General features: G+C 50.9%; 18 protein-coding genes. 9 read left to right on the top strand and 9 right to left on the bottom strand.

The annotated features are described in order from the left end of the window. Positions 1 to 245: 245 nt before the first annotated feature. Positions 246 to 533 carry a helix-turn-helix domain-containing protein gene (locus tag ACZ481_RS23525; RefSeq protein WP_464767770.1) on the bottom strand — a complete coding sequence of 96 codons (288 nt, stop codon included), beginning with the start codon at positions 531 to 533 and terminating at the stop codon, positions 246 to 248. Positions 534 to 790: 257 nt separating this feature from the next. Between ACZ481_RS23525 and ACZ481_RS23520 the strand changes: the two genes are divergently transcribed. The 3 genes from ACZ481_RS23520 to ACZ481_RS23510 all read left to right on the top strand — a co-directional run bounded on the left by ACZ481_RS23520 (position 791) and on the right by ACZ481_RS23510 (position 2271). Continuing rightward, on the top strand, positions 791 to 979 hold the full coding sequence (locus ACZ481_RS23520; protein ID WP_464767769.1) for a hypothetical protein: 189 nt from the start codon (positions 791 to 793) through the stop codon (positions 977 to 979). A gap of 738 nt (positions 980 to 1717) precedes the next feature. Further along, positions 1718 to 2038 (top strand): DUF4258 domain-containing protein, encoded by a 321-nt coding sequence (locus ACZ481_RS23515; RefSeq protein ID WP_464767768.1) that lies wholly within the window; start codon positions 1718 to 1720, stop codon positions 2036 to 2038. Further along, positions 2038 to 2271, top strand: coding sequence for a type II toxin-antitoxin system MqsA family antitoxin (locus tag ACZ481_RS23510; RefSeq protein ID WP_464767767.1), 234 nt, complete (start codon positions 2038 to 2040; stop codon positions 2269 to 2271). Before ACZ481_RS23515 ends, ACZ481_RS23510 begins: the two co-directional genes overlap by 1 nt. 184 nt (positions 2272 to 2455) lie before the next feature. On the opposite strand, the gene ACZ481_RS23505 is transcribed toward ACZ481_RS23510, so the two are convergent. From ACZ481_RS23505 to ACZ481_RS23490, 4 genes are read right to left on the bottom strand one after another with little or no spacing between them, the layout of a single operon-like run. Next, positions 2456 to 3964: a glycosyltransferase gene (locus ACZ481_RS23505; RefSeq protein ID WP_464767766.1), complete on the bottom strand. Its 1509-nt coding sequence runs from the start codon at positions 3962 to 3964 to the stop codon at positions 2456 to 2458. Beyond that, entirely contained in the window at positions 3909 to 5471 is a 1563-nt protein-coding gene (locus ACZ481_RS23500) for a tetratricopeptide repeat-containing glycosyltransferase family 2 protein (RefSeq protein WP_464767765.1), read from the bottom strand. Before ACZ481_RS23500 ends, ACZ481_RS23505 begins: the two co-directional genes overlap by 56 nt. Next, complete coding sequence (locus ACZ481_RS23495; RefSeq protein ID WP_464767764.1) at positions 5468 to 7198, bottom strand: glycosyltransferase; 1731 nt, start codon at positions 7196 to 7198, stop codon at positions 5468 to 5470. The genes ACZ481_RS23500 and ACZ481_RS23495 overlap by 4 nt, the downstream gene beginning before the upstream one ends. Further along, positions 7195 to 9165, bottom strand: coding sequence for a tetratricopeptide repeat-containing glycosyltransferase family 2 protein (locus tag ACZ481_RS23490; RefSeq protein WP_464767763.1), 1971 nt, complete (start codon positions 9163 to 9165; stop codon positions 7195 to 7197). Before ACZ481_RS23490 ends, ACZ481_RS23495 begins: the two co-directional genes overlap by 4 nt. Before the next feature lie 176 nt (positions 9166 to 9341). Here ACZ481_RS23490 and ACZ481_RS23485 point away from each other — a divergent pair, with 176 nt between their 5' ends. The 3 genes from ACZ481_RS23485 (at position 9342) to ACZ481_RS23475 (ending at position 12122) form a co-directional block, all read left to right on the top strand. After that, on the top strand, positions 9342 to 10409 hold the full coding sequence (locus ACZ481_RS23485) for a DUF6385 domain-containing protein (protein WP_464767762.1): 1068 nt from the start codon (positions 9342 to 9344) through the stop codon (positions 10407 to 10409). Positions 10410 to 10551: 142 nt separating this feature from the next. After that, positions 10552 to 11388, top strand: a complete 837-nt coding sequence (locus ACZ481_RS23480) for a DUF6385 domain-containing protein (protein WP_464767761.1) — start codon at positions 10552 to 10554, stop codon at positions 11386 to 11388. A 269-nt stretch (positions 11389 to 11657) separates the two neighbouring features. Further along, complete coding sequence (locus ACZ481_RS23475) at positions 11658 to 12122, top strand: OmpH/Skp family outer membrane protein (RefSeq protein WP_464767760.1); 465 nt, start codon at positions 11658 to 11660, stop codon at positions 12120 to 12122. A gap of 150 nt (positions 12123 to 12272) precedes the next feature. On the opposite strand, the gene ACZ481_RS23470 is transcribed toward ACZ481_RS23475, so the two are convergent. The 4 genes from ACZ481_RS23470 to ACZ481_RS23455 form a co-directional block, all read right to left on the bottom strand. Next, positions 12273 to 13181, bottom strand: coding sequence for a lysophospholipid acyltransferase family protein (locus ACZ481_RS23470; RefSeq protein WP_464767759.1), 909 nt, complete (start codon positions 13179 to 13181; stop codon positions 12273 to 12275). Positions 13182 to 13577: 396 nt separating this feature from the next. Beyond that, positions 13578 to 13865, bottom strand: coding sequence for a Dabb family protein (locus ACZ481_RS23465; protein ID WP_464767758.1), 288 nt, complete (start codon positions 13863 to 13865; stop codon positions 13578 to 13580). 39 nt (positions 13866 to 13904) lie between these two features. Continuing rightward, positions 13905 to 14240: a nuclear transport factor 2 family protein gene (locus ACZ481_RS23460; RefSeq protein ID WP_464767757.1), complete on the bottom strand. Its 336-nt coding sequence runs from the start codon at positions 14238 to 14240 to the stop codon at positions 13905 to 13907. Between the two features lie 221 nt (positions 14241 to 14461). Next, positions 14462 to 15376, bottom strand: a complete 915-nt coding sequence (locus tag ACZ481_RS23455; protein WP_464767756.1) for a helix-turn-helix transcriptional regulator — start codon at positions 15374 to 15376, stop codon at positions 14462 to 14464. Between the two features lie 240 nt (positions 15377 to 15616). On the opposite strand from ACZ481_RS23455, the gene ACZ481_RS23450 reads away from it, so the two are divergent. The 3 genes from ACZ481_RS23450 to ACZ481_RS23440 are packed head-to-tail and all read left to right on the top strand — an operon-like array spanning position 15617 to position 18053. Next, positions 15617 to 16453, top strand: coding sequence for a MerR family transcriptional regulator (locus ACZ481_RS23450; protein WP_464767755.1), 837 nt, complete (start codon positions 15617 to 15619; stop codon positions 16451 to 16453). Positions 16454 to 16497: 44 nt separating this feature from the next. Then, a complete protein-coding gene (locus ACZ481_RS23445; protein ID WP_464767754.1) occupies positions 16498 to 17103 on the top strand; it encodes a YitT family protein in 606 nt (201 codons plus the stop codon). An 11-nt stretch (positions 17104 to 17114) separates the two neighbouring features. After that, positions 17115 to 18053: a ketopantoate reductase family protein gene (locus ACZ481_RS23440; RefSeq protein WP_464767753.1), complete on the top strand. Its 939-nt coding sequence runs from the start codon at positions 17115 to 17117 to the stop codon at positions 18051 to 18053. The last annotated feature ends 96 nt before the right edge of the window (positions 18054 to 18149 follow it).

Raw genomic sequence — 18149 nt, 5'->3', positions numbered from 1 at the left:
ATAGTAATTTAGATCATAATGCAAAGGTACACCTTCCTTAATTGGTTGGTGTACCTTTCTTTCAAAGCCTTACTCGTCTTTATTTCCTTAGCTTATATTTATCTCTCCAATTGATCTACTGTTTTATTATCTGTCCTAAACTCACTAAAATCCTCTTTTATAATCGGAATAGGAAAAAGTTATTTGGTACAAATCCGTAGAAATAAAAAAAGCCAGCCTCCAGGCTGACTAAGATTTAAAATTGGTTATTTGTTAATCTGAATATTATCGCTAAATTTAACGGTAATTGTATCAATCGGCGCAAATAGGGCTGTAACCTCTATATCCAATCCCTCGGCAATCATTAAAAGCATGTCGAAGGAAAAGCTTACCTGTATGTTGGGCGCTTCGATTTTAGAAAGATGACTTGTGCTGATATTAATTTTCCCTGCCAGCTCTTCCTGACTTAATCCGCGTAAGCTCCTAAAGAAAGCAATTCTGCGGCCAATTTCTTTGTAAATGGGGAAAAATCGATCGGTATCCTTTTTTCGCATCCGTTAGTTACACTCCTACATGTCACTTGATATGTTAATTATAAAAGAGCTGATTAACTTAACGCACCTGTCTATATTAGATATTTTCTTTCTAACTTGCTGATGTATATGGTATAATATGGATGTTGTTGGTGATTCGTATCCAGGAAATATAAAGAAGAAATTTTTTAGATCCGGATATCATCCGTGTAAATAAGCCTCAATAAGTTAAGTGCAAATATCAAAGATTGTTGAAAGGTTTGAGTTGAGGGATGATAATGCTGTTAAGATTATCAGCCGAAAAGAAGCAAGAATATGATCACCTTTGTTATGTAATTCAGAAATTAAGTGAGGAAATTGACCGACTGGAAAGAGAACAAAAAGATACAAAAGAAGCACATAAGCGGCTAGAGGTTGCCTTGAACAACTGCCTCGCATTTGTGCGGCGCGAATTCTACGGTCAATAAATACAGAAAATATTTAGAAGTGTTAAGAGCAGCACAGGGGATGTCAGGTTGTGCAAAAACTTCAAGTCTTGTTGAGATAAACCAAAAAGCGGAGAACAGCAGCGATATTTTGGTGTTTTTTTGTCTTTAAATTAATATTAGTGCCTGTTTTAATAGCTAAGTGGTGAATGCAATTGGTGTCGCACAGCCTGACGTTCCTTGTTGCTGCGGCTCCTGGCTGCCTGACCTATCAGGCCTGATTATTCTGACAGGCGGCATTAAGGGTCTGTGTTAATCATGCCAGTTAATCAGGTTGGGCTTAGGGTCCAGAATCGACTGATACTGTTCTTGGCTGCCGTAGCGGGCATTAGGGTCCAACTGCTGGTAGCGGTAGTATTTGTCAAGCCGGTCAGCCGGCCGGGACCAGCCCCAGTGCTGAGGGGGTTCCTGCCAAATCAGGAGGGCGCGCTATATGACTCAGTAGCGTTTTATGCTATAATTAAGCAAAATGGTACGGCAGGAGAAGCCAAGGAGGCGTGGGCAGGGTACTGCAGCAACTGCCTGACGGACAGCGGCACCTATTCGAGGGTCAGCAGCAGATATTTCCTTTTAATTCGGAAGGCCGCCGAACAGGATGAAACTATGTATCGTTTGCAGCGAGTGAAATGATCTTCAGTCCCTGTCAGGAACTGTTTATAAAAATTACTATTGCCTAACCAGCATAAGACGCCGGCCGTAACGGTATAAGGAGGCGACAAAATGCACCAACTTGACATAGAGACGGTTCAAACGCTGTGCCAACAAAAAGCACTGCGCTGGACGCATCATGTATTGGTCAGGCTCTTACAGCGTAATATAAGTATGGATGATGTCATAAGCGCTTTGTTGACCGGTGAAATTATCGAAAGTTATCCAGCTGACTATCCTTATGCTAGCTGCTTAATTCTAGGAATTGATTTCAACCGGACTCAGCTTCATGTTGTATGTGGCATTGCCGATTCGGAACTTTGGTTAATCACGGCCTATTATCCCAGTTCTACCGAATGGAAAAGTGATGGAAAGACAAGGAGGGGCAAATAATGACTTGTTTTATGTGTAAAGGACAGTTAGAGGATAAAAAGACTACTTTTATGGTCGACTTAGGGAAGTGTATTGTCATTATTAAGAACGTACCGTCACAAGTCTGCTCGCAGTGCGGCGAAACGTCCTATTCCAACGAGACTGCCCAAAAGCTGGAAATGATTGCAAATTCTTTAAGGATATCCTTTGCCGCTGAGATTGCGGTCATTAATTTCTCCGGTGAAGTGGCATAGTCAGCCAGCACAAAATCAACATAACCGACATGCTTACATTTAAAAAATCCGCAGGGCTCACACACCTGGCGGATTTTTTGCTGTTTACAATAAAGAGAAGCAGGGGGACGTTCATTTTGCTTCGCTTCTGGCTGCCTGGCCAATCAGGCCTGATTATTCTGACAGGCGGCATTAAGAGCCTGTGTTAATCCCGCCAGTTAATCAGGTTGGGCTTAGGGTCCAGAATCGACTGATACTGTTCTTGGCTGCCGTAGCGGGCATTAGGGTCCAACTGCTGGTAGCGGTAGTATTTGTCAAGCCGGTCAGCCGGCCGGGACCAGCCCCAGTGCTGCAGGCGGATTTGGCAGGGAACTCCCCGCAGATGACCCAGATTCAGGGGCAGCCGGCCGCAGTGCTGGGGGGTTTCGTGCCAGATATACTCATAGCCGGCCTGATAGCGCACCAGGAACGGCCGGTAATGCAGATGCGCCTGCCAGCAGCCGTCTTCCCGGTACTGGTTTTTGTTCCACATGTCATACAGGCGGAAATGGTAGAGATCTGCCAGGGGGTTGCGCAGCAAAAACGGCAGCCAGCGGACGATACTGTCCTCGAACATTTCGTCCGCATCCAATATGAGAATCCAGTCCGGGCCGGTGGCGGCGGCTAAAGACCAGAGCTGTTTGCGTAGGCCGATTTCATTGTGGAAGCCGGCCTCATTGTTAACTACAATCCGGTGCGGTACAGCGGCCAGGCAGCGGCGGCAAACCTGCACTGTGTTGTCGGTGCTGGCGTCGTCGAGAATGACTACATAGTCGGCGTAACCGGCTGCCTGCGTTAGGACCTGCACCAGATAGCGATGCTCCTCATTGCGCACCAGCATGGCCAGGGTCAGGCGGGGCGCCGGCCGGTTTTGCCGGTAGTCGTATTGCTCTTTATGCTGCACAAGTCCCGGCAACTCTGATTCCCGGTACATATGGTAGGGAGGATAACAGGTATCGGCATAGAGCTCCAAACCCAGCACGGCGGCCCGTACGCAGAAATGCCGGTCTTCACCGGTTAAGTCCAGATTATATATTTTGCGGAAAGAAACACCGCCAGCGAGCGCCGCCCTGCTCAGCAGGGTGCAGGCCCCCAGGCCGCCGACTTTATAGATTCCGGGGCAGTGGAGACGGCTGATGAAATCCCGCTGGCGCCGGCCGGTTTCCTCTTCACTCAGCGGCCGGCCGTCACCGGTCTCATGCAGTCGGTACTGACCGCCTAACCATACCTGCGGCAGCGGGATTAATTCCTTCTCCCACCGGGTCCAGTAAACCTCAGAGACAAGGTCTTGGCCGAGGCTGGCCAGATGGGTAATGGTTTGGGGATGCAGCGCCAGGTCCGAGTCAACCAGAAACAAATAGTCATATTGCTGCTCCCGGGCAAAGCGGATGAAATCATCCTTATATTTGGCGACTTTCCACACAATATCTTCCTGCCAGTAATGCGTCTGTTCGTCGCAGCGATAATTCCGGGACTGCTCTGTTCCCGGCCAAACAGTAACCCCCGGATTGGCGGCAGCAAACTGCCGCAGTGCGGCGCTTGGGGAATCATGATCATCGATAAACAGAAACTCCAGGGTAAAACCTGTTTGGTCCAGCAATTGCAGGCAAGCAAGGAACTCAGCCAGAATGGCCGGTTTCTGCCTGATTGGGCTGGCCAGCAAAATGCGTTTCACCGATAAATACCCCCTCCCAGAATGTCAATGGGTCAGTAGCGGGGACGCGGTGCTGAACAACTGCCGCAATCAGCAGCAAACTTTGCAGCGCGTCCTCTGTTAATGCCTGCCGCACGCGGGGTGCATGGCCGCCGGACAAGGCCAGCAGCCGGCTCTGGAGCAGCAGCCTGCTGCCGTTGTACTCCAGGAGGCCATACATTTCCGGTTGCGGCCAGTGCGCCGGGGCCAGGGCCGCCAAATGCCGGGCATAGGTGTCGCAGGCGGAAACAGCCTGCGAAAGATCGCCGGTGCTGACGCTTGCCAGAATAGCCAGCAGCAAAGCGGCAATTGTCAGCTCGGCCTGGCCCGGCTGGCTAAGCCGCGGCAATAATCCAGTTATGGCCGCCGGGGAGATTTTATTCAGTGCCGGTACACAGGCGTGAAGGGCAGCTTGGTCGCGCCACATAGTTAATAGCCTGGTCAGCGGATATGCACCCAGCGACGTTTCGGTGAAGGCCGCAATATAATGTTCACTGGCCGGGCCAAACAGACCGGTAAAAAAGTACACATCCCCCAGGCAGCAATGAACCTGCCCGGCAGTTACCAGGGCCAGATTTTTTGATAAGGCACCGGCCAGCAGCGGGACTGCCTCCGGCCACCGGTTATGCTGCATGAGCCATACCCCGTACAGGCAGCACAAGTCCCCATTGTCAGGCAGCGCCTGCAGGCAGTTGCCAAACAGGGCCTCGGCGCCGGCGTCGTCCGGTTGGGCTACTTTTGTCAGCAATAATGCGGCTAATACCTGGGGGATATAGCCTTCCGTCCCCTCCAGCCGGGGAAGGGTGCTTTCCAGCAGCAGGCCGGCCTGGCGGAAGTCTTTACGCTGTAAATGCTCAATGGCCAGACTGTAGTGTAAAAATGGATCCCGGGGGTTGTGCCGCAGGGCTTTTTGAATAATGGCCGTATTGCGTTCGAATTTATGTTTCCTGGCCGCTTCCTGCGGCAGATAGCCGTAGTGGTGAATGGTATAAGGGGCAACAGGCAGCTGGCCGGCAGGATGATGGCTTTGAATACTGCCGGCTACCTGTTCATGAATCGAACCGCTAAAACGGTAGGCAGGCTTATTTTTAAACAGACGGACCACATAATCGTTCACTGTCTTATGGCCGCCGTCCAGGTAACTGATGATCTCAAAATAATAGCCCTCCGCCGGTGTTTGTTCCAGGTAGCTTACCAGTTCGGGGCGGGATACGGGCGCTAATACCTCATCGGCATCCAACACCAGTATCCAATGGCCCCTGGCCTTGCTGACCGCATAATTACGGGCGGCGGCAAAGTCGTCTGTCCAGGAGAAATGAAACACGGCGGCCCCCTGGCCGGCGGCGATTTCGGCCGTGCCATCGGTTGAGCCTGTATCAACCACAATGATCTCATCCACAAGCTGCCGGGCACTGTCGAGGCAATGAGCCAGGCAGTGGGCCTCATTTTTCGAAATAAGGCATAAAGAAATGGAAGTTGTGCTCTTCATAGGTATAAGCCCCGCAGGGTGGAAAAGGTGTAATCCAGGCTTTGTTTCACACCCTGTTCTTTAAGGGTCAGGTTACGGATAAATAAAGCAAAGGATTCGGCCTCGGCGGCGAGTATGTCCTTGATTGCTGCCAGGACAGCGGTAAAACCCTGCTGCTCGGAGTATTTTGTTGTCCGGACCTGCAGGCAGCGGTTGCTGATCTCCAGCAGGATAGACGCGGCCTGGGGATTAGCCGGCGGCAGGGTGGTATTGTGGCACAATTGCTTATACAGGCAAAATACGGCCCGGAACACAGGCCGGTTGGCCGGCGTTTGCCAGAGGCGCCATAGCTGCTGGCGGGCTTCAGGAAAACGGCGGACAAGCATAAGGGCGATAATCTCATCTACGGCTACTGTGGCTGAAAGAGCCAGTCCCTGCCGCCGCATTTGCTCAATGGACTGCAAAGCGCCGGTGATGTCGCCGCTGTACAGCCGGCAGGCAACCAATATCTCGGGCACGGGTGCGTTGCCGGCAGGATCAGGGGTTAAGCACTGGGCCCCAAGATCCGGGAGGCCCGCAGTCCAGAAAAGCTCCGCCATTTTTTCGGCAAGGCCGTCAACTGTAAGATACCCCTGTTCCCGGAGAAATGCCAATACCTCACCGGCCGGCTGCCGGACCAGTTTCAGCATGATTAAGGGATAGAGGGGATAGCAGTAATTTTTACCGACATGTACGGCCTGCTCATAGTAGGTTTGCGCCGCTTTGGCCAGGCCCAGCTTTTCGGCGCAGTAGCCAAGATGGTAATAAGCCAGGTAACTATCTGTTCCTTCGGTATGAAAGAAGGCCGGCGGCGGCGGTCCTAAGCGAATGGCCTCCTGGAACCATTTCATGGCCAGGGCGTATTCACCCTGCAGCTCAAAGAGAACGGCGGCATCAAAAAAAAGATCGCAATACTCAGGGTAGCTTTCAGCCTCTTCCAGACAAAGCCGGGTCGCTGCCATCAGCTTGGCGGACTGCCGGTAACAGCTGATGAGATGACGGACGGCCGGTGTGCGCAACATAACCTGCGCGGCCGGCAGTTGCTGCAAGGCGGTTTGCAAGGCGGGAATCGCCAGCGCTATGCGGTTCAGCCCCAGCCATTCGATCCCTAAATAATAATATAAACAGGGAGCGGGGCTGGTCCGCAGCGCTGCCTTTAAAAGCCGGATATTCCGGCCCCGGCGGGAGTTGCGTTCCCGGACCGGCACGGCCTGATGCCGGATTGCCGGGGCACAGGCATAGCCGACCGTCCAGGGGGTGTCGATCCGCACATATTCGTGCACAGGACTGGTAAAGCGATACTGCCGCCGGAATAACCGCAGCACCATATAGCGGTCATATTCATACTCCTCATTGCCGGCCTTCAAGGCCTGCAGCGGCAGGTAAAAGCCGGTATAGCCGGGCTGGCTGACCAAGGCCTGCAACTCTTCCGGCGCAGCGGTCAACTGCTCATCGGCATCTAAGGAAAGGATCCAGTCGCCGGTTGTTTGTTCAATTGCATAATTGCGGGCCGCGGCAAAGTCGTCGCCCCACCGGTACGAATACACTTTGGGTGTATACGTGCGGGCAATCGCCAGCGTTGTATCGGCTGAGCCGGTGTCAACAATGACAATTTCATCCACTGCCTGTTTAACACTTTCCAGGCACTGGCCAAGGCGGGGCGCTTCATTGCGGACAATCATCGCCAAAGAAATACGTGGCTGGGTCATTGTTTGGCAGCCTCCTCCAATAGCTCACGGAACAGGGGGATGTCGGGATATTTGCGGGCCGCTTCCGCCAGCAGCTCCTGGCGCATAGCCTGGTATAGGCGTATTAGTTTGACATAATATTGCGGCTGCTGGGGGGCAAGCGATAAAGCCCGCCGGTAACAGAGGCCGGCCTCGGCTGCCTGCCGGTTATGCTGCAGTGCTTCTCCCAACTGGCACCAGGCGGCTGCATCCTCCGGCTGGGCCGTCAAATACAGTTCGGTGTACATTCTGGCTTGTTCCCAATAGTGGTAATGGGCAAAAATCCGGGCAATATCCAGGGCATGTTCTTTTGTCGTTTCCGGGGCAACCTTGCTCAACAAGCTCTCGGCAAGCTGTAATTCCTGCAGATCCAGGGCCCGCAATACTATATCCTGTACGAGGGCCATGCCTTCCGGTCCCAGGCGGGCAGGCGGGGCTGAGCCCCGTTTGTATAAAGAGTCCTTCAGCATGGTGACGACCGCACCGGTATCGGCCGAGAGGCCGACAGCCAGGAAATCCTCGCACAGCCGGCGGACTTTTGTCCGGTTTTTGTTTAGCCAGAAGCAGAGAATCGCATTCATCCGTGCCAACGGGTATTGCGGGTGGTTCAGGGGAATGGCCTCCAGTAAGCGCAATGCCTCCAGGATTCTTTTTTGCTGAATCAGACAAATCGCTTTCAGCATATTGGTGTAATCATCAAGCACGGCCGGTTCCAGCTGCTCGAAATATTCGAGCGCCAGCCGGTACGCCCCTTCGGTAAAATACACCGTGCCAATGAGCCGTTTGGCGTCGGCTGTACAAAAATCACACAGCTTTTCCATTGCCTCTCGGGTATAGTCCGGGTCTTCCCGGGGGTTCAGTATCCGGACAATGGCCGGCAAAGGCTGGGTAAAAGCCGCATTATCCTGCAGGCTGAGGATGTAATAGCGCAAGGCTTCTTCTTCATTGCCAAAGACCTCGGCCAACCGGGCCAGCTGATAATAAGCCCGAAAACCGCGGCTGCCGCTGAAGGGTGCATAATAAGCCGGCTGCTCCGGCATGGAGACTGCATGCTGGAAGCAGTCGAAGGCGCCGGCGTAATTACTGAGCTCCAGCTGAATTAAGCCGCCGTAGTAATATAAATCAGCGTAATTGGGGAAAAACTTTAAGCCCAGCGCAACGGCCGCCAGGGCCTGTTCATATTGCCGGGCCCCATAGTGGGCCAAGGCGATGTAACGTAACAGTTTGGGATAATAGATCGTCCCCGGGTCGGTATGATTGGCTGCCCTGGTCAGTTCTGCCGCGGCTTCGGCAAATCTGTCGATGCGGTACAGTTCCACGCCGTAGTGGTAACGCAGCGCATGGTTATTGGGTTCACATTCTATTTGTTTTTGGATAATGGCCAGGTTCCGGTTTTTTTTGTTTTTTTCGCTGACCTGCCGGTCCAAATAACCATAATGACGCAGCACAATGTTCTCAGCGATCTGAAAGGCTGCCTGCCGGTTATTTTCCAGAATCACATCGGCAATCTGCTCATGAATGGCCCCGCGGAAACGATATTCCGGCTTGTTGCGAAATAGCCGGAATACTAAATCCGGGCAGGCTTCCTGATTGCCTTCCACACCGATCAGATTGATGATTTTGACAAAATAGCCCTCGTTGTCCGCTGCGGCCGCTTGCCTCAAACCGCAGGCAGAGCCCGGTTCCAGCACCTCATCGGCATCCAGGAACAGGACCCAGTCGCCGGTGGCTAATTCTAACGATACATTGCGGGCCGCGCTGAAATCATCCTGCCAGAGGTGCGAGACGACCTGAGCTCCGGCCTGTTCGGCCACCTGGATGGTTTGGTCTGATGAGCCTGTATCGACAATAATAATTTCATCCACAGCTGCGGCCACACTTTGTAAACAACGGGCCAGATTAACCTCTTCATTTTTTACAATCATGCACAGGCTGATTTTATTGCTCATGGCCATACCTCATTATTTTTTATTATCAGTATATGCCCGGAAGCCAGACGGCGTTCGCTCAGAATAAACTTTACATAAAACCAAAAAAGTCGTCACATAAGTTTTTGGCGCAACATATTATAGGGTGGGTAGAGTAATCTACAAAAGCAAATATAAGGAAAGGAAGCGACGCGATAATGCCAAATTTTAAGATTATTCAGGACGTAGCCGATCAGGCGCGAATTAAAATTTATGGTTCGGAAAACGCTGCTCTCATAACAGAAAATGGAGGATATCTATCTGTAACAGCGCCGGTTAGCGGTCTTAGCATTACCGCCCCTGTCAACGGCCTCTTAGTAACGGCGTCGGCCGAAGGCCTGAGCGTAACGGGCCCTGCCAACGGTTTGATTGTCACGGCGCCGGCATCGGGCCTGAGCGTAACCGCCCCTGTCAACGGCCTCTTAGTAACGGCGTCGGCCGAAGGCCTGAGCGTAACGGGCCCTGCCAACGGTTTGATTGTCACGGCGCCGGCATCGGGCCTGAGCGTAACCGCCCCTGTCAACGGCCTCTTAGTGACGGCATCAGCCGAAGGCCTGAGCGTAACGGGCCCTGCCAACGGGCTGATCGTTACAGCACCGGCATCGGGCCTGAGCGTAACCGCCCCTGTCAACGGCCTCTTAGTGACAGCTTCGGTCGAAGGCCTGAGCGTAACGGGCCCTGCCAACGGGCTGATCGTTACAGCACCGGCATCGGGCCTGAGCGTAACGGCTCCTGTCAACGGCCTCTTAGTGACAGCTTCGGTCGAAGGCCTGAGCGTAACCGGTCCCGCCAACGGCTTGATTGTCACGGCGCCGGCGTCCGGCCTGAGTGTAACGCCGCCAACCGGAGGCTTATTGATTACCAGCGACGGCTTAGCGGTTGTGTCCACCTTGTCGACCACTGATGTAGCTGAAGTGAAAACCGGTCTTGTTGATATTGCCGGTTCACCATCCGAAACATATACCGTTTTAGGGGTGGCAACATATTCGTTCGGGTTAGTGAACGAAGCTACATCTGCTCCCGATGCCCAGGCCACGGTTCAGCTGCAGCTTAGCCCTGACGGGGTGGTGTGGTTTAACGACAGTGCGGCCGTTACCCTCAGCCCCAATACTGCCACCGGGTTAGTTTCCGGTATTTTTCTTAAATATGCCAGAGTCTACTATGCTGCAGTGAATGCCGCCAGTGCAGTGGATCTTACGATCTTCTTCCAGGGGCAATCATCGTAATATATTGAATTAGTGATTTTTGCTCTGCTTAATTTGTCTCCGACCAGTTTGGAGGCAAATTATACATAATAGCAAATTGTGGATGCTGCTGCTGTTATTAATTATATTTAGTTTCGAGTGGCAAAAAGGAGGGGCGGAGTAGGTGGGGGAAAAAACCATTAAGCCTCCTGTTAAGAATATAACGCTAGTGAATAGCCGCTGCCGGCGCCGGCGCTGCAGCAATAAAATATTGACAGTAGGCCGTAACAAGCGGATGTTTCAGTCACTTATCGACTTCGATATAACGGCTTTACCGCCTTGCCTGACGATTTTACGCGGTACTCTCCATGTTTTTGTGCTTAAATATACCTGCTTCCAGGAGGAGCCAACCATTGATGCGCATCAGATATTTTCACCCTGGTGCAAAAAAAAAGCAATCCTGTTTAACCCCATACCTGCGGCCAGCACAGTTGTACCTGCGGCCAATGACGGTTGGTTAACTTTTGACCTTACAACACTGATTAGGGATTGGTATAGCGGTGTCAGCGCAAACCTGGGGGTGCTTTTACAAATGAGAAATCAGCAAGAGCCTGGATTATTGGGCTTTTGTAGCAATAGAGCCTTTGATTCGCGTTGCTGGCCTTTTTTACAAGTAGCGTTTTCGGAGCCGTTGCCTAGTGATAATCATTGCCAAACACTGGATACCGAGGAAAGAGTAACAACCGGCAACGGTGTGCGGACAACAGCGAAACTCAACGTCCAGCATTTTAATTACACCTATTATGTAATTAATACGGGCACGCAAAGCGCCAGTGTTGCGCTTGAGCTTAGCCCTGACGGCATAAACTGGATGACAGACGTCCCCCCGCAGATTATTGCTCCGGGGGTCATGAGAACCTTTGTCCCCGGCGTGATCGCCAGATTTGCCTGCCTGACTTTTCAGTCGGCCACACCGGAGCAGCATACGGAGCTAAATATATATGTAAGAGGCAGTTGTTGATAAATTTTGGCTTGCACAAAGGCCTTCGGCCTTTATATTTTGAAACATGGGGACAGGGAATTTGTTTCAAACTTATTCTCAACAAAACCACTCTTTCTTGTTCTTCCCGGCGCGGATATAGATATCGCTTATAAAAGGGGTCGAGATTATCCGGAAATACCCTCAAAAAGTAAACAAACAACTCGACAACCAGAAGCGGCTATGATAGAATTTAGCCAAATAAAGGGAATAAAGGGAAAGCAGGCTGAATTGAGAAGGGAGTGCATTCTATGAAACAGGCAAACAGCAAAATAGGTAAACGGATCATTATCAGCATGATTGCGTTTTTCGCTTTTAGTATGGTTAGTATGTTAACGCCGGCGCCGGTATTGGCCGCTAAAGCCAAAAAAGAGCAAACGATCGGCTATGTCAACCTACAGCAGGTCTTTTCCGGCTATCCCGGCATCCAGGAAATTATGCAGCGCATTGAGGACCTGCGGGCTGAGGCCCAAAGAGAGTATGACAGCCAAACGCAAGACCTGCCGGCAGCCGACAAGAAAGCTTTCAGCAACAGGCTGGCGCTGCAGCAGGCTCAGCGCGAAGATGAGCTGATGGACCCGGTGCGGGCCAACATTGAGGCAGCCATTAAGGCGGTAGCGGCAGCAAAGGGCCTGAACGTGGTCCTTGATGCTGCGAGTGTTATCTATGGCGGCACAGATATCACTGCCGACGTTATCACGCAAGTGAGCCGCTAAAACCCGCCAGCAGCCAGGGGCTGACAACCTTGCATTTTTCCTGTGAGGAGCTGCTCTCCCGGTATGCTCCTTATCAGGCAGGGCATAGGCCGAATTCGGCAGCTTGCAACAGCGAGGCCCGGACAAGCAGTCCGGGCCTCGCTACATTTTTTAAGCAAATCGGTCATGTACCGCGGAAGAGGCGGCAGGCTTTTGTGTATTCCAGCGTCTCATGAACCATATCCATTCGTCAGGATAGGCTAATATGGCCTCTTCAATGACTTTAGTCATTTGCAGTGTGTTATGGTAGATTTCCTGGTCAGGATCATCGTAATGCTGATAGGCCACAGGCGGCTTAATAACCACATGGTGGCCGCCCTGGGGACGATGATAGGTAAAGGCCGGGACAATAACAGACTTAAAGGTTTTGGCGAAGTAGGCCGGGCCAACAGGCGACGAGGCATTTTTGCCCAGGAAATCAAAGAATACGCCCTCGGTGCCGCCATCCTGATCGGCCAGGAATCCCAGAACCTTGCCCTTTTTTAGGGCCCGGGCCGCCTTAATCATGTCCGATGTTCCCCTGTTAAATACCTCCAGCCCGACCATGGTCCGGAATTCATTTAAAATACGGGTATGCTGCGGATTAGGTTGCGGTTTGGCGATTGTCGTTATGGGAAAGCCTGCATAACACAACGCGGCCGCCATCCATTCCCAGTTACCCATATGAGCGGTCAGAAACACTACCCCATGCCCCTGGCTTAACGCTTTTTGCAGATGTTCCAAGCCGGAAATGGATACATACCGCTGGATGTTTTGCGGAGACAGCACCGGTGTGTACAGCACTTCCATCACCGTTTGTCCCAGATTGCAAAATACGCGGCGAATCAGGGCCTTTGCTTCCGCCCGGGTAAGTTTCAGGCTGTCGGCAACCTGCGTGATGCCCCGCTCCCGCTGTCGCCCTGCTGCTAAATAGACGATAATCCCCAGTTGCCGGCCAAGCCAGCATACCAAACGATATGGCAATAAGCAAATCAGTCGACTGAGCATTTTTAAGAAGAAATATTGTAAATTTCCTCGCATATTTTATCTCCTCTCAAAATAATATGCTGAAGTGTGATTTGCAACTTCAGTGGAAAATTACATAGTTTGTGTTCACGTTATAACTATGCAAATGGACTAGCCGGTCAAGTCTATTTTAATACAAAATCCTGAAGATTACATCCTTTAATTTTTAGGAACTAAATTTTGCTAGGATTTACGGTTTTCCTGTAATATTTGATTAGCGATATTGCTGCTTTTTCTGCCTGGGTTTTAACAGGTACACAAGCATAACCTGGCACCAGGGCAGGAAGAAAAAGAGAGGGACGGCGGATTGTCTTGTTTACCAAAACAGTCCACTGTCCCCTCTTCCTTGCTGCCAAGCAAGCCGAAAAGCTGCAGTGAGAAAGCTGACGCTAAGGCCGGAGCCGGTGAGGCTTAGGATTCATAGCAGACAACAGCGCTGCTTTCCAGTGCATCCGCAAAATATTTAGCTACTTCCTTATGGACAGGATGCACGATATAGGCCTCCAAATCGGCCATAGAGTCATAGCTGGCAATCATCAGCAGATCATAGGCGCCTGCTCCATGGCGGATATCGACTTCCACTTTCAGATCACGAAGATATTCAATTTTCCCCTGCATGCTCAGCAGGATGTCTCTTGCTTTGGCGATACTTTCACTGCTTCTGTCCTTTAATTTTAAAAGCTGATTATTAATGATCATGTTTGTGCCTCCTTACATCAAGCTAAGTCATATTTTGGTCTATTGTCCTGTCAGACTAATGCTTAAGCGGCTAATTTTGTCTTGGCTGATAATAAAATGGTAGTCGAGCGAAACCGGACTGCCGGCAAAGCTGCCGGCAACCTGGGCAGTAAGGACAAATGCATGGGCAGAATTGACAAGGTGATTGGGAGTTACGGTAACCCTATATTTGGCATTGGTTTCGTCAAGCCACTTTTTTATGGCCGCCGGTCCGTGCAGTTCCTGCCCTTCGTCCTGGACAATGGCATCCTCTGCGAAGCAGGCGAGCATTGCACCGCTGTCATGCTTATTCTTACCCTGAATATAAGCCTCAATAACTGGGGGTAATTTTAACATCAGAGTTTTTCTCCTTTTCCATATTATGATACCTTTATGCAGTCTTTTTTTATTCCTTGCTCAGCAGTGCCAAGCCCCTTCCTTAGCTGCTGCCATGTAATCGGCAGCAGATTTCGGCCTGGGTCAGCCGCAATAAAATCCAGTGGGGTCATTTTTCCTATCACCTCGTTTTTTCTCCAGTATATATGAGGTAATAAGACAACAGTGTGTCATATTTGAAACTACGTTTGATAAATTTCTAACGCTTGTTGCATTCGGCTGATGATTGTTTGTCTGACCTGTTCCGGCGCAAGTACCTCAACCAGGCTGCCAAAGGACAAAATATAGCTTGTCAGCCACTCGCCCGCCGGCAGCGCTGCCTCCAGGATAAAGCTGCCGTCGGCGTTGGGCGTGACAAAGGAATCAGCAAAATAGTCATAGAGCCGGTTGAGCGCCCCGGCCTGAATGCGGAGTTTTAACGGGATAAGTGTTTGCCCAGCGGCGTCATTTGCCTGGTTGAGAGCTTGTTCGGGCCAAAGCCTGCGGGCAAAGGTTTCGGGCATAACGGCTAAGTTTTTCAGCCGTGAGATCCGGAAGGTCCGCCGTTCCCGGCGCTGCCGGCAATAGGCGGCTAAATACCAGGCATTATTTTTAAATAGCAGTTTTTCCGGTTCGGCCAGGCGCGTACTTTTCCGCCCTTCACCGTTTACATAGTCAAAACGAATGACTTTGCCCTGCAGCAGGGCCTGTCTGATGTCATTGAATTTGTTATTTTCATTGGGCGAACTGCCCCAGGGAGAAAAATCGATCTCTACCCAATCATAAGCCGGTGTATTTTTAAATATAGCGCCCAGTTTCTCCAGAACCCTGTCAAGCTCGGGGTAATGTGTTGCCTGCAGCGTTTTCACTGCCAGCAGCAAGCCTTCGCTCTCCTGTTCGGAAATAAGCGTTCTGTTTAGCGTATAGCTTTCCAGCAAATGGATGCCGCCGCCATGCCCCTTGTTCATATACACGGGCACGCCGGCTGACGATAGCACATCAATATCCCGGTAAATTGTCCTGGTTGAGACGCCAAACCGGTCAGCAAGCTCCTGGGCGGTAACGCTGCCTTTGTTAAGCAGAATTGTCGTTATCGCAAATAGCCGGTTCATTTTCATATTTATCACCTAAGCTGATTATAACACTAATATGACATAATTATGTCATATTTAAATAGTTTCCTGCCGTTGGCCCGGTCACTTAGCCGCGGCGGGCAAAACTGCGGGCCCCGCCGATTCTTGCAGGACAAATGAAAACGGTAGAGAAAATAGAGCAAAACCTTGCTGACACAAGCTGTGCTTATGCAGCCTGAGCAAGCGCCTGCGCCGTGCAGGCCAGTAGCGAGAAGGGAGCAGTACATGAAAAACAGGTTTACTATCGGCGAAATGGCAAAATTGCACAATATCCCGGTAAAAACGCTGCGCTATTATGATGAGATCGGTTTATTCAAGGCGATTGAGGTGGATCGCAATACTGGTTACCGCTATTATTCAACCGAACAGTTTGAACAATTAAATACAATCAAGTACCTTAAATTTTTGGGGTTTTCTTTAAAAGAAATCCAACAGCATCTGGACACCAGGGATATTCAGTCTTTTATGAAACTATTGAAACGCCGGCAGCGTATTACCCATGAGCGGATAAGGACCCTCAAGGCGGTCAGCAGCCAGTTTGCCAACAGAATTGATGATCTTGAGCAAGCCTTCGCCATTGGGGCGGTAGACCAGCCTTTTCTCAAAGAAATTGCCAGGCGGAGAATTATCAGTATTGACGAGTATATTTGTACAGAACCGGAATGGGAGCTTGCTTTACGCAAGCTGGAGAACGCAACAGGCATTACGCCTTCGTTGTTTATCGGCAGGGTCGGGCTGACGGTAGCGGGGACAAACCTAAAGGCCCGGAGATTTCAGGAATACAGCTCGGTCTTTATATTCTGGGAAGATTCGCTGGCCGACCCTAAGCAGGCCTTTGTCCGGTATTTGGCGGAAGGGGAGTATGCCTGTATCTATTATCGGGGGAATCATAGCCAGTCCTCCAGGTACTATGATATATTACTGGCTTTTATCGACACTGCCGGTTATGAGATTGCCGGCCAGGCCATTGAACGTACAATAATAGATGACTATATTACGGCCGAGAAACACCTGCATGTTACAGAAATTCAGATTCCTGTGACACTCTTGACACTCCAGTAACTGGAGGTTATATCATAGAGTAAAGGTCTGACAAGGAAGGAGGTATGCATATTTTCCGGAAACTCCTGAATGTAATTCTGGGCTGCGGGCTTGTTTGCGCCGGGGTCATATTTCTCAGTCATTCCCATCTGGTAACCGGCGGCACAACAGGCATCGCCCTTGGTATCGCTTATTTGTTTGATACCACGTTCGCTGTGGCTTTACTGGGGGTTAGTATCCCTTTTTATCTGCTGTCGATTTTTCGTATGGGCTGGCAGTTTACGTTAGCGACATTTTTCGCGGTGGCAACGCTTGCTCTCTTTACGGAAATCAACCGCTGGCTGCCGGATTTTATTTTGCCAGGCTATGTAGGGGCCGTTGCCGGCGGCGGCTTATTAGGCCTGGGGTTAGCCCTGTTATTTTGGAACGGGGCATCATTAGGGGGCGTTAATGTCTTAGCCCTATACCTGCAAAAAAGCTTCGGCTGCGATCCGGGCCGGGTAACCTTTGCGGTTGACGCCACTATTGTGGCTGCCTATTTCTATTCGGTTGGTATGGAGAAAGGTCTTTATTCGCTTTTATCAGTTATAATAACCTCAGCTATTATCAGCTATTTTAAAGGCAGAATTGCCGCGGCAGCGCAGAAAAATGCCTGTCAGCAGCGGCTGTAGGAGGGATTCAGGTGCGATTTGCGATTATTGGCGCCGGGGTAATGGGCTGCCTGGCCGGCGCAATGCTGAAAAATGCCGGGGCCGAGGTCTGGCTGGTCGATGCCAACCCGGCGCTTGTCAGCCATATTCGGCATAAGGGCTTGCAGATCAGCAGTCATGACAGGGAAGAACATATTGCTATAAAGATCGTGCAGGCACCATGTGAGATTCCTGAAACTATGGATGTGATCCTGTTTTTAGTAAAAGGCTGCCATACCGCAGCAGCAGCCCAAGCAGCCCAATGCATTGCCGGCGAGCACACCTATATTATGACCCTGCAAAACGGGATCGGCAATGTTGAGATTTTGGCTAATTACTATCGGCGGGAAAAAATACTCTACGGCATTATGGAATTTGCCGGGAAGGCAGTGGCTTTAGGCCATATTCGGGCGTTTATCGGCAATAATTCGAAGATTTGTTTTGGCTCTGCCCAAAAAATTATTAATGATGATATGAAAAAAATTGCCGGCTTATTCAGGCGCAGCGGCATCAAGGTTTTTATCGAGGAAGATATAGACCGTGAGGTATGGATAAAGCTAAGAAATAATTCCACCAATGTAGTGTTTGGTTTATTACGGCTACATATGGGGCAGGCCCTGGCGGCTGAAGGCATGGCCGAAGTCATGCAGGCGGTCAGAAATGAGGTCATTGAGGTCGCCAAAGCGAAAGGCATCTGTTTTACCGATGAACAGCTCAGCGTGAACGGAGGCCAAACAACGATTAATCCCGAGCTATATGCTCATCTGCCGTCCACGGCGCTGGATATGAAAAACAAAACCCGGACCGAGGTGGAATTTATCAATGGTGCTGTGTACCGGGAAGGCTTGCGGTTGGGCGTACCCACCCCCCACAATGCGTTGCTGTATAAACTGATTAAAATCATGGAACAGACTTATGCAGAGCAGTTTTAGATTCCGTGTCACGGGGCCGGTTTCCGGGCACAGGGCCAGCAGCCAATGGCCAGGCTTGCTGACCCTTATCATTTTGTCTCGCCCCGCAGCTAAATT

The sequence above is a fragment of the Sporomusa intestinalis genome, assembly GCF_055383785.1.
Note: the sequence above shows the minus strand (reverse complement) of the source record. Positions and strands in the feature narration are given on the sequence as shown.

Bases quoted from the DNA above. Each gene is read 5' to 3' on its own strand.
- ACZ481_RS23455 (WP_464767756.1), bottom strand. From the start codon at position 15,376: ATGAAAATGAACCGGCTATTTGCGATAACGACAATTCTGCTTAACAAA.
- ACZ481_RS23485 (WP_464767762.1), top strand. From the start codon at position 9,342: ATGCCAAATTTTAAGATTATTCAGGACGTAGCCGATCAGGCGCGAATT.
- ACZ481_RS23500 (WP_464767765.1), bottom strand. From the start codon at position 5,471: ATGAAGAGCACAACTTCCATTTCTTTATGCCTTATTTCGAAAAATGAG.
- ACZ481_RS23460 (WP_464767757.1), bottom strand. From the start codon at position 14,240: ATGTTAAAATTACCCCCAGTTATTGAGGCTTATATTCAGGGTAAGAAT.
- ACZ481_RS23495 (WP_464767764.1), bottom strand. From the start codon at position 7,198: ATGACCCAGCCACGTATTTCTTTGGCGATGATTGTCCGCAATGAAGCG.
- ACZ481_RS23490 (WP_464767763.1), bottom strand. From the start codon at position 9,165: ATGAGCAATAAAATCAGCCTGTGCATGATTGTAAAAAATGAAGAGGTT.
- ACZ481_RS23510 (WP_464767767.1), top strand. From the start codon at position 2,038: ATGACTTGTTTTATGTGTAAAGGACAGTTAGAGGATAAAAAGACTACT.
- ACZ481_RS23450 (WP_464767755.1), top strand. From the start codon at position 15,617: ATGAAAAACAGGTTTACTATCGGCGAAATGGCAAAATTGCACAATATC.
- ACZ481_RS23515 (WP_464767768.1), top strand. From the start codon at position 1,718: ATGCACCAACTTGACATAGAGACGGTTCAAACGCTGTGCCAACAAAAA.
- ACZ481_RS23445 (WP_464767754.1), top strand. From the start codon at position 16,498: ATGCATATTTTCCGGAAACTCCTGAATGTAATTCTGGGCTGCGGGCTT.
- ACZ481_RS23475 (WP_464767760.1), top strand. From the start codon at position 11,658: ATGAAACAGGCAAACAGCAAAATAGGTAAACGGATCATTATCAGCATG.
- ACZ481_RS23470 (WP_464767759.1), bottom strand. From the start codon at position 13,181: ATGCGAGGAAATTTACAATATTTCTTCTTAAAAATGCTCAGTCGACTG.
- ACZ481_RS23465 (WP_464767758.1), bottom strand. From the start codon at position 13,865: ATGATCATTAATAATCAGCTTTTAAAATTAAAGGACAGAAGCAGTGAA.
- ACZ481_RS23525 (WP_464767770.1), bottom strand. From the start codon at position 533: ATGCGAAAAAAGGATACCGATCGATTTTTCCCCATTTACAAAGAAATT.
- ACZ481_RS23520 (WP_464767769.1), top strand. From the start codon at position 791: ATGCTGTTAAGATTATCAGCCGAAAAGAAGCAAGAATATGATCACCTT.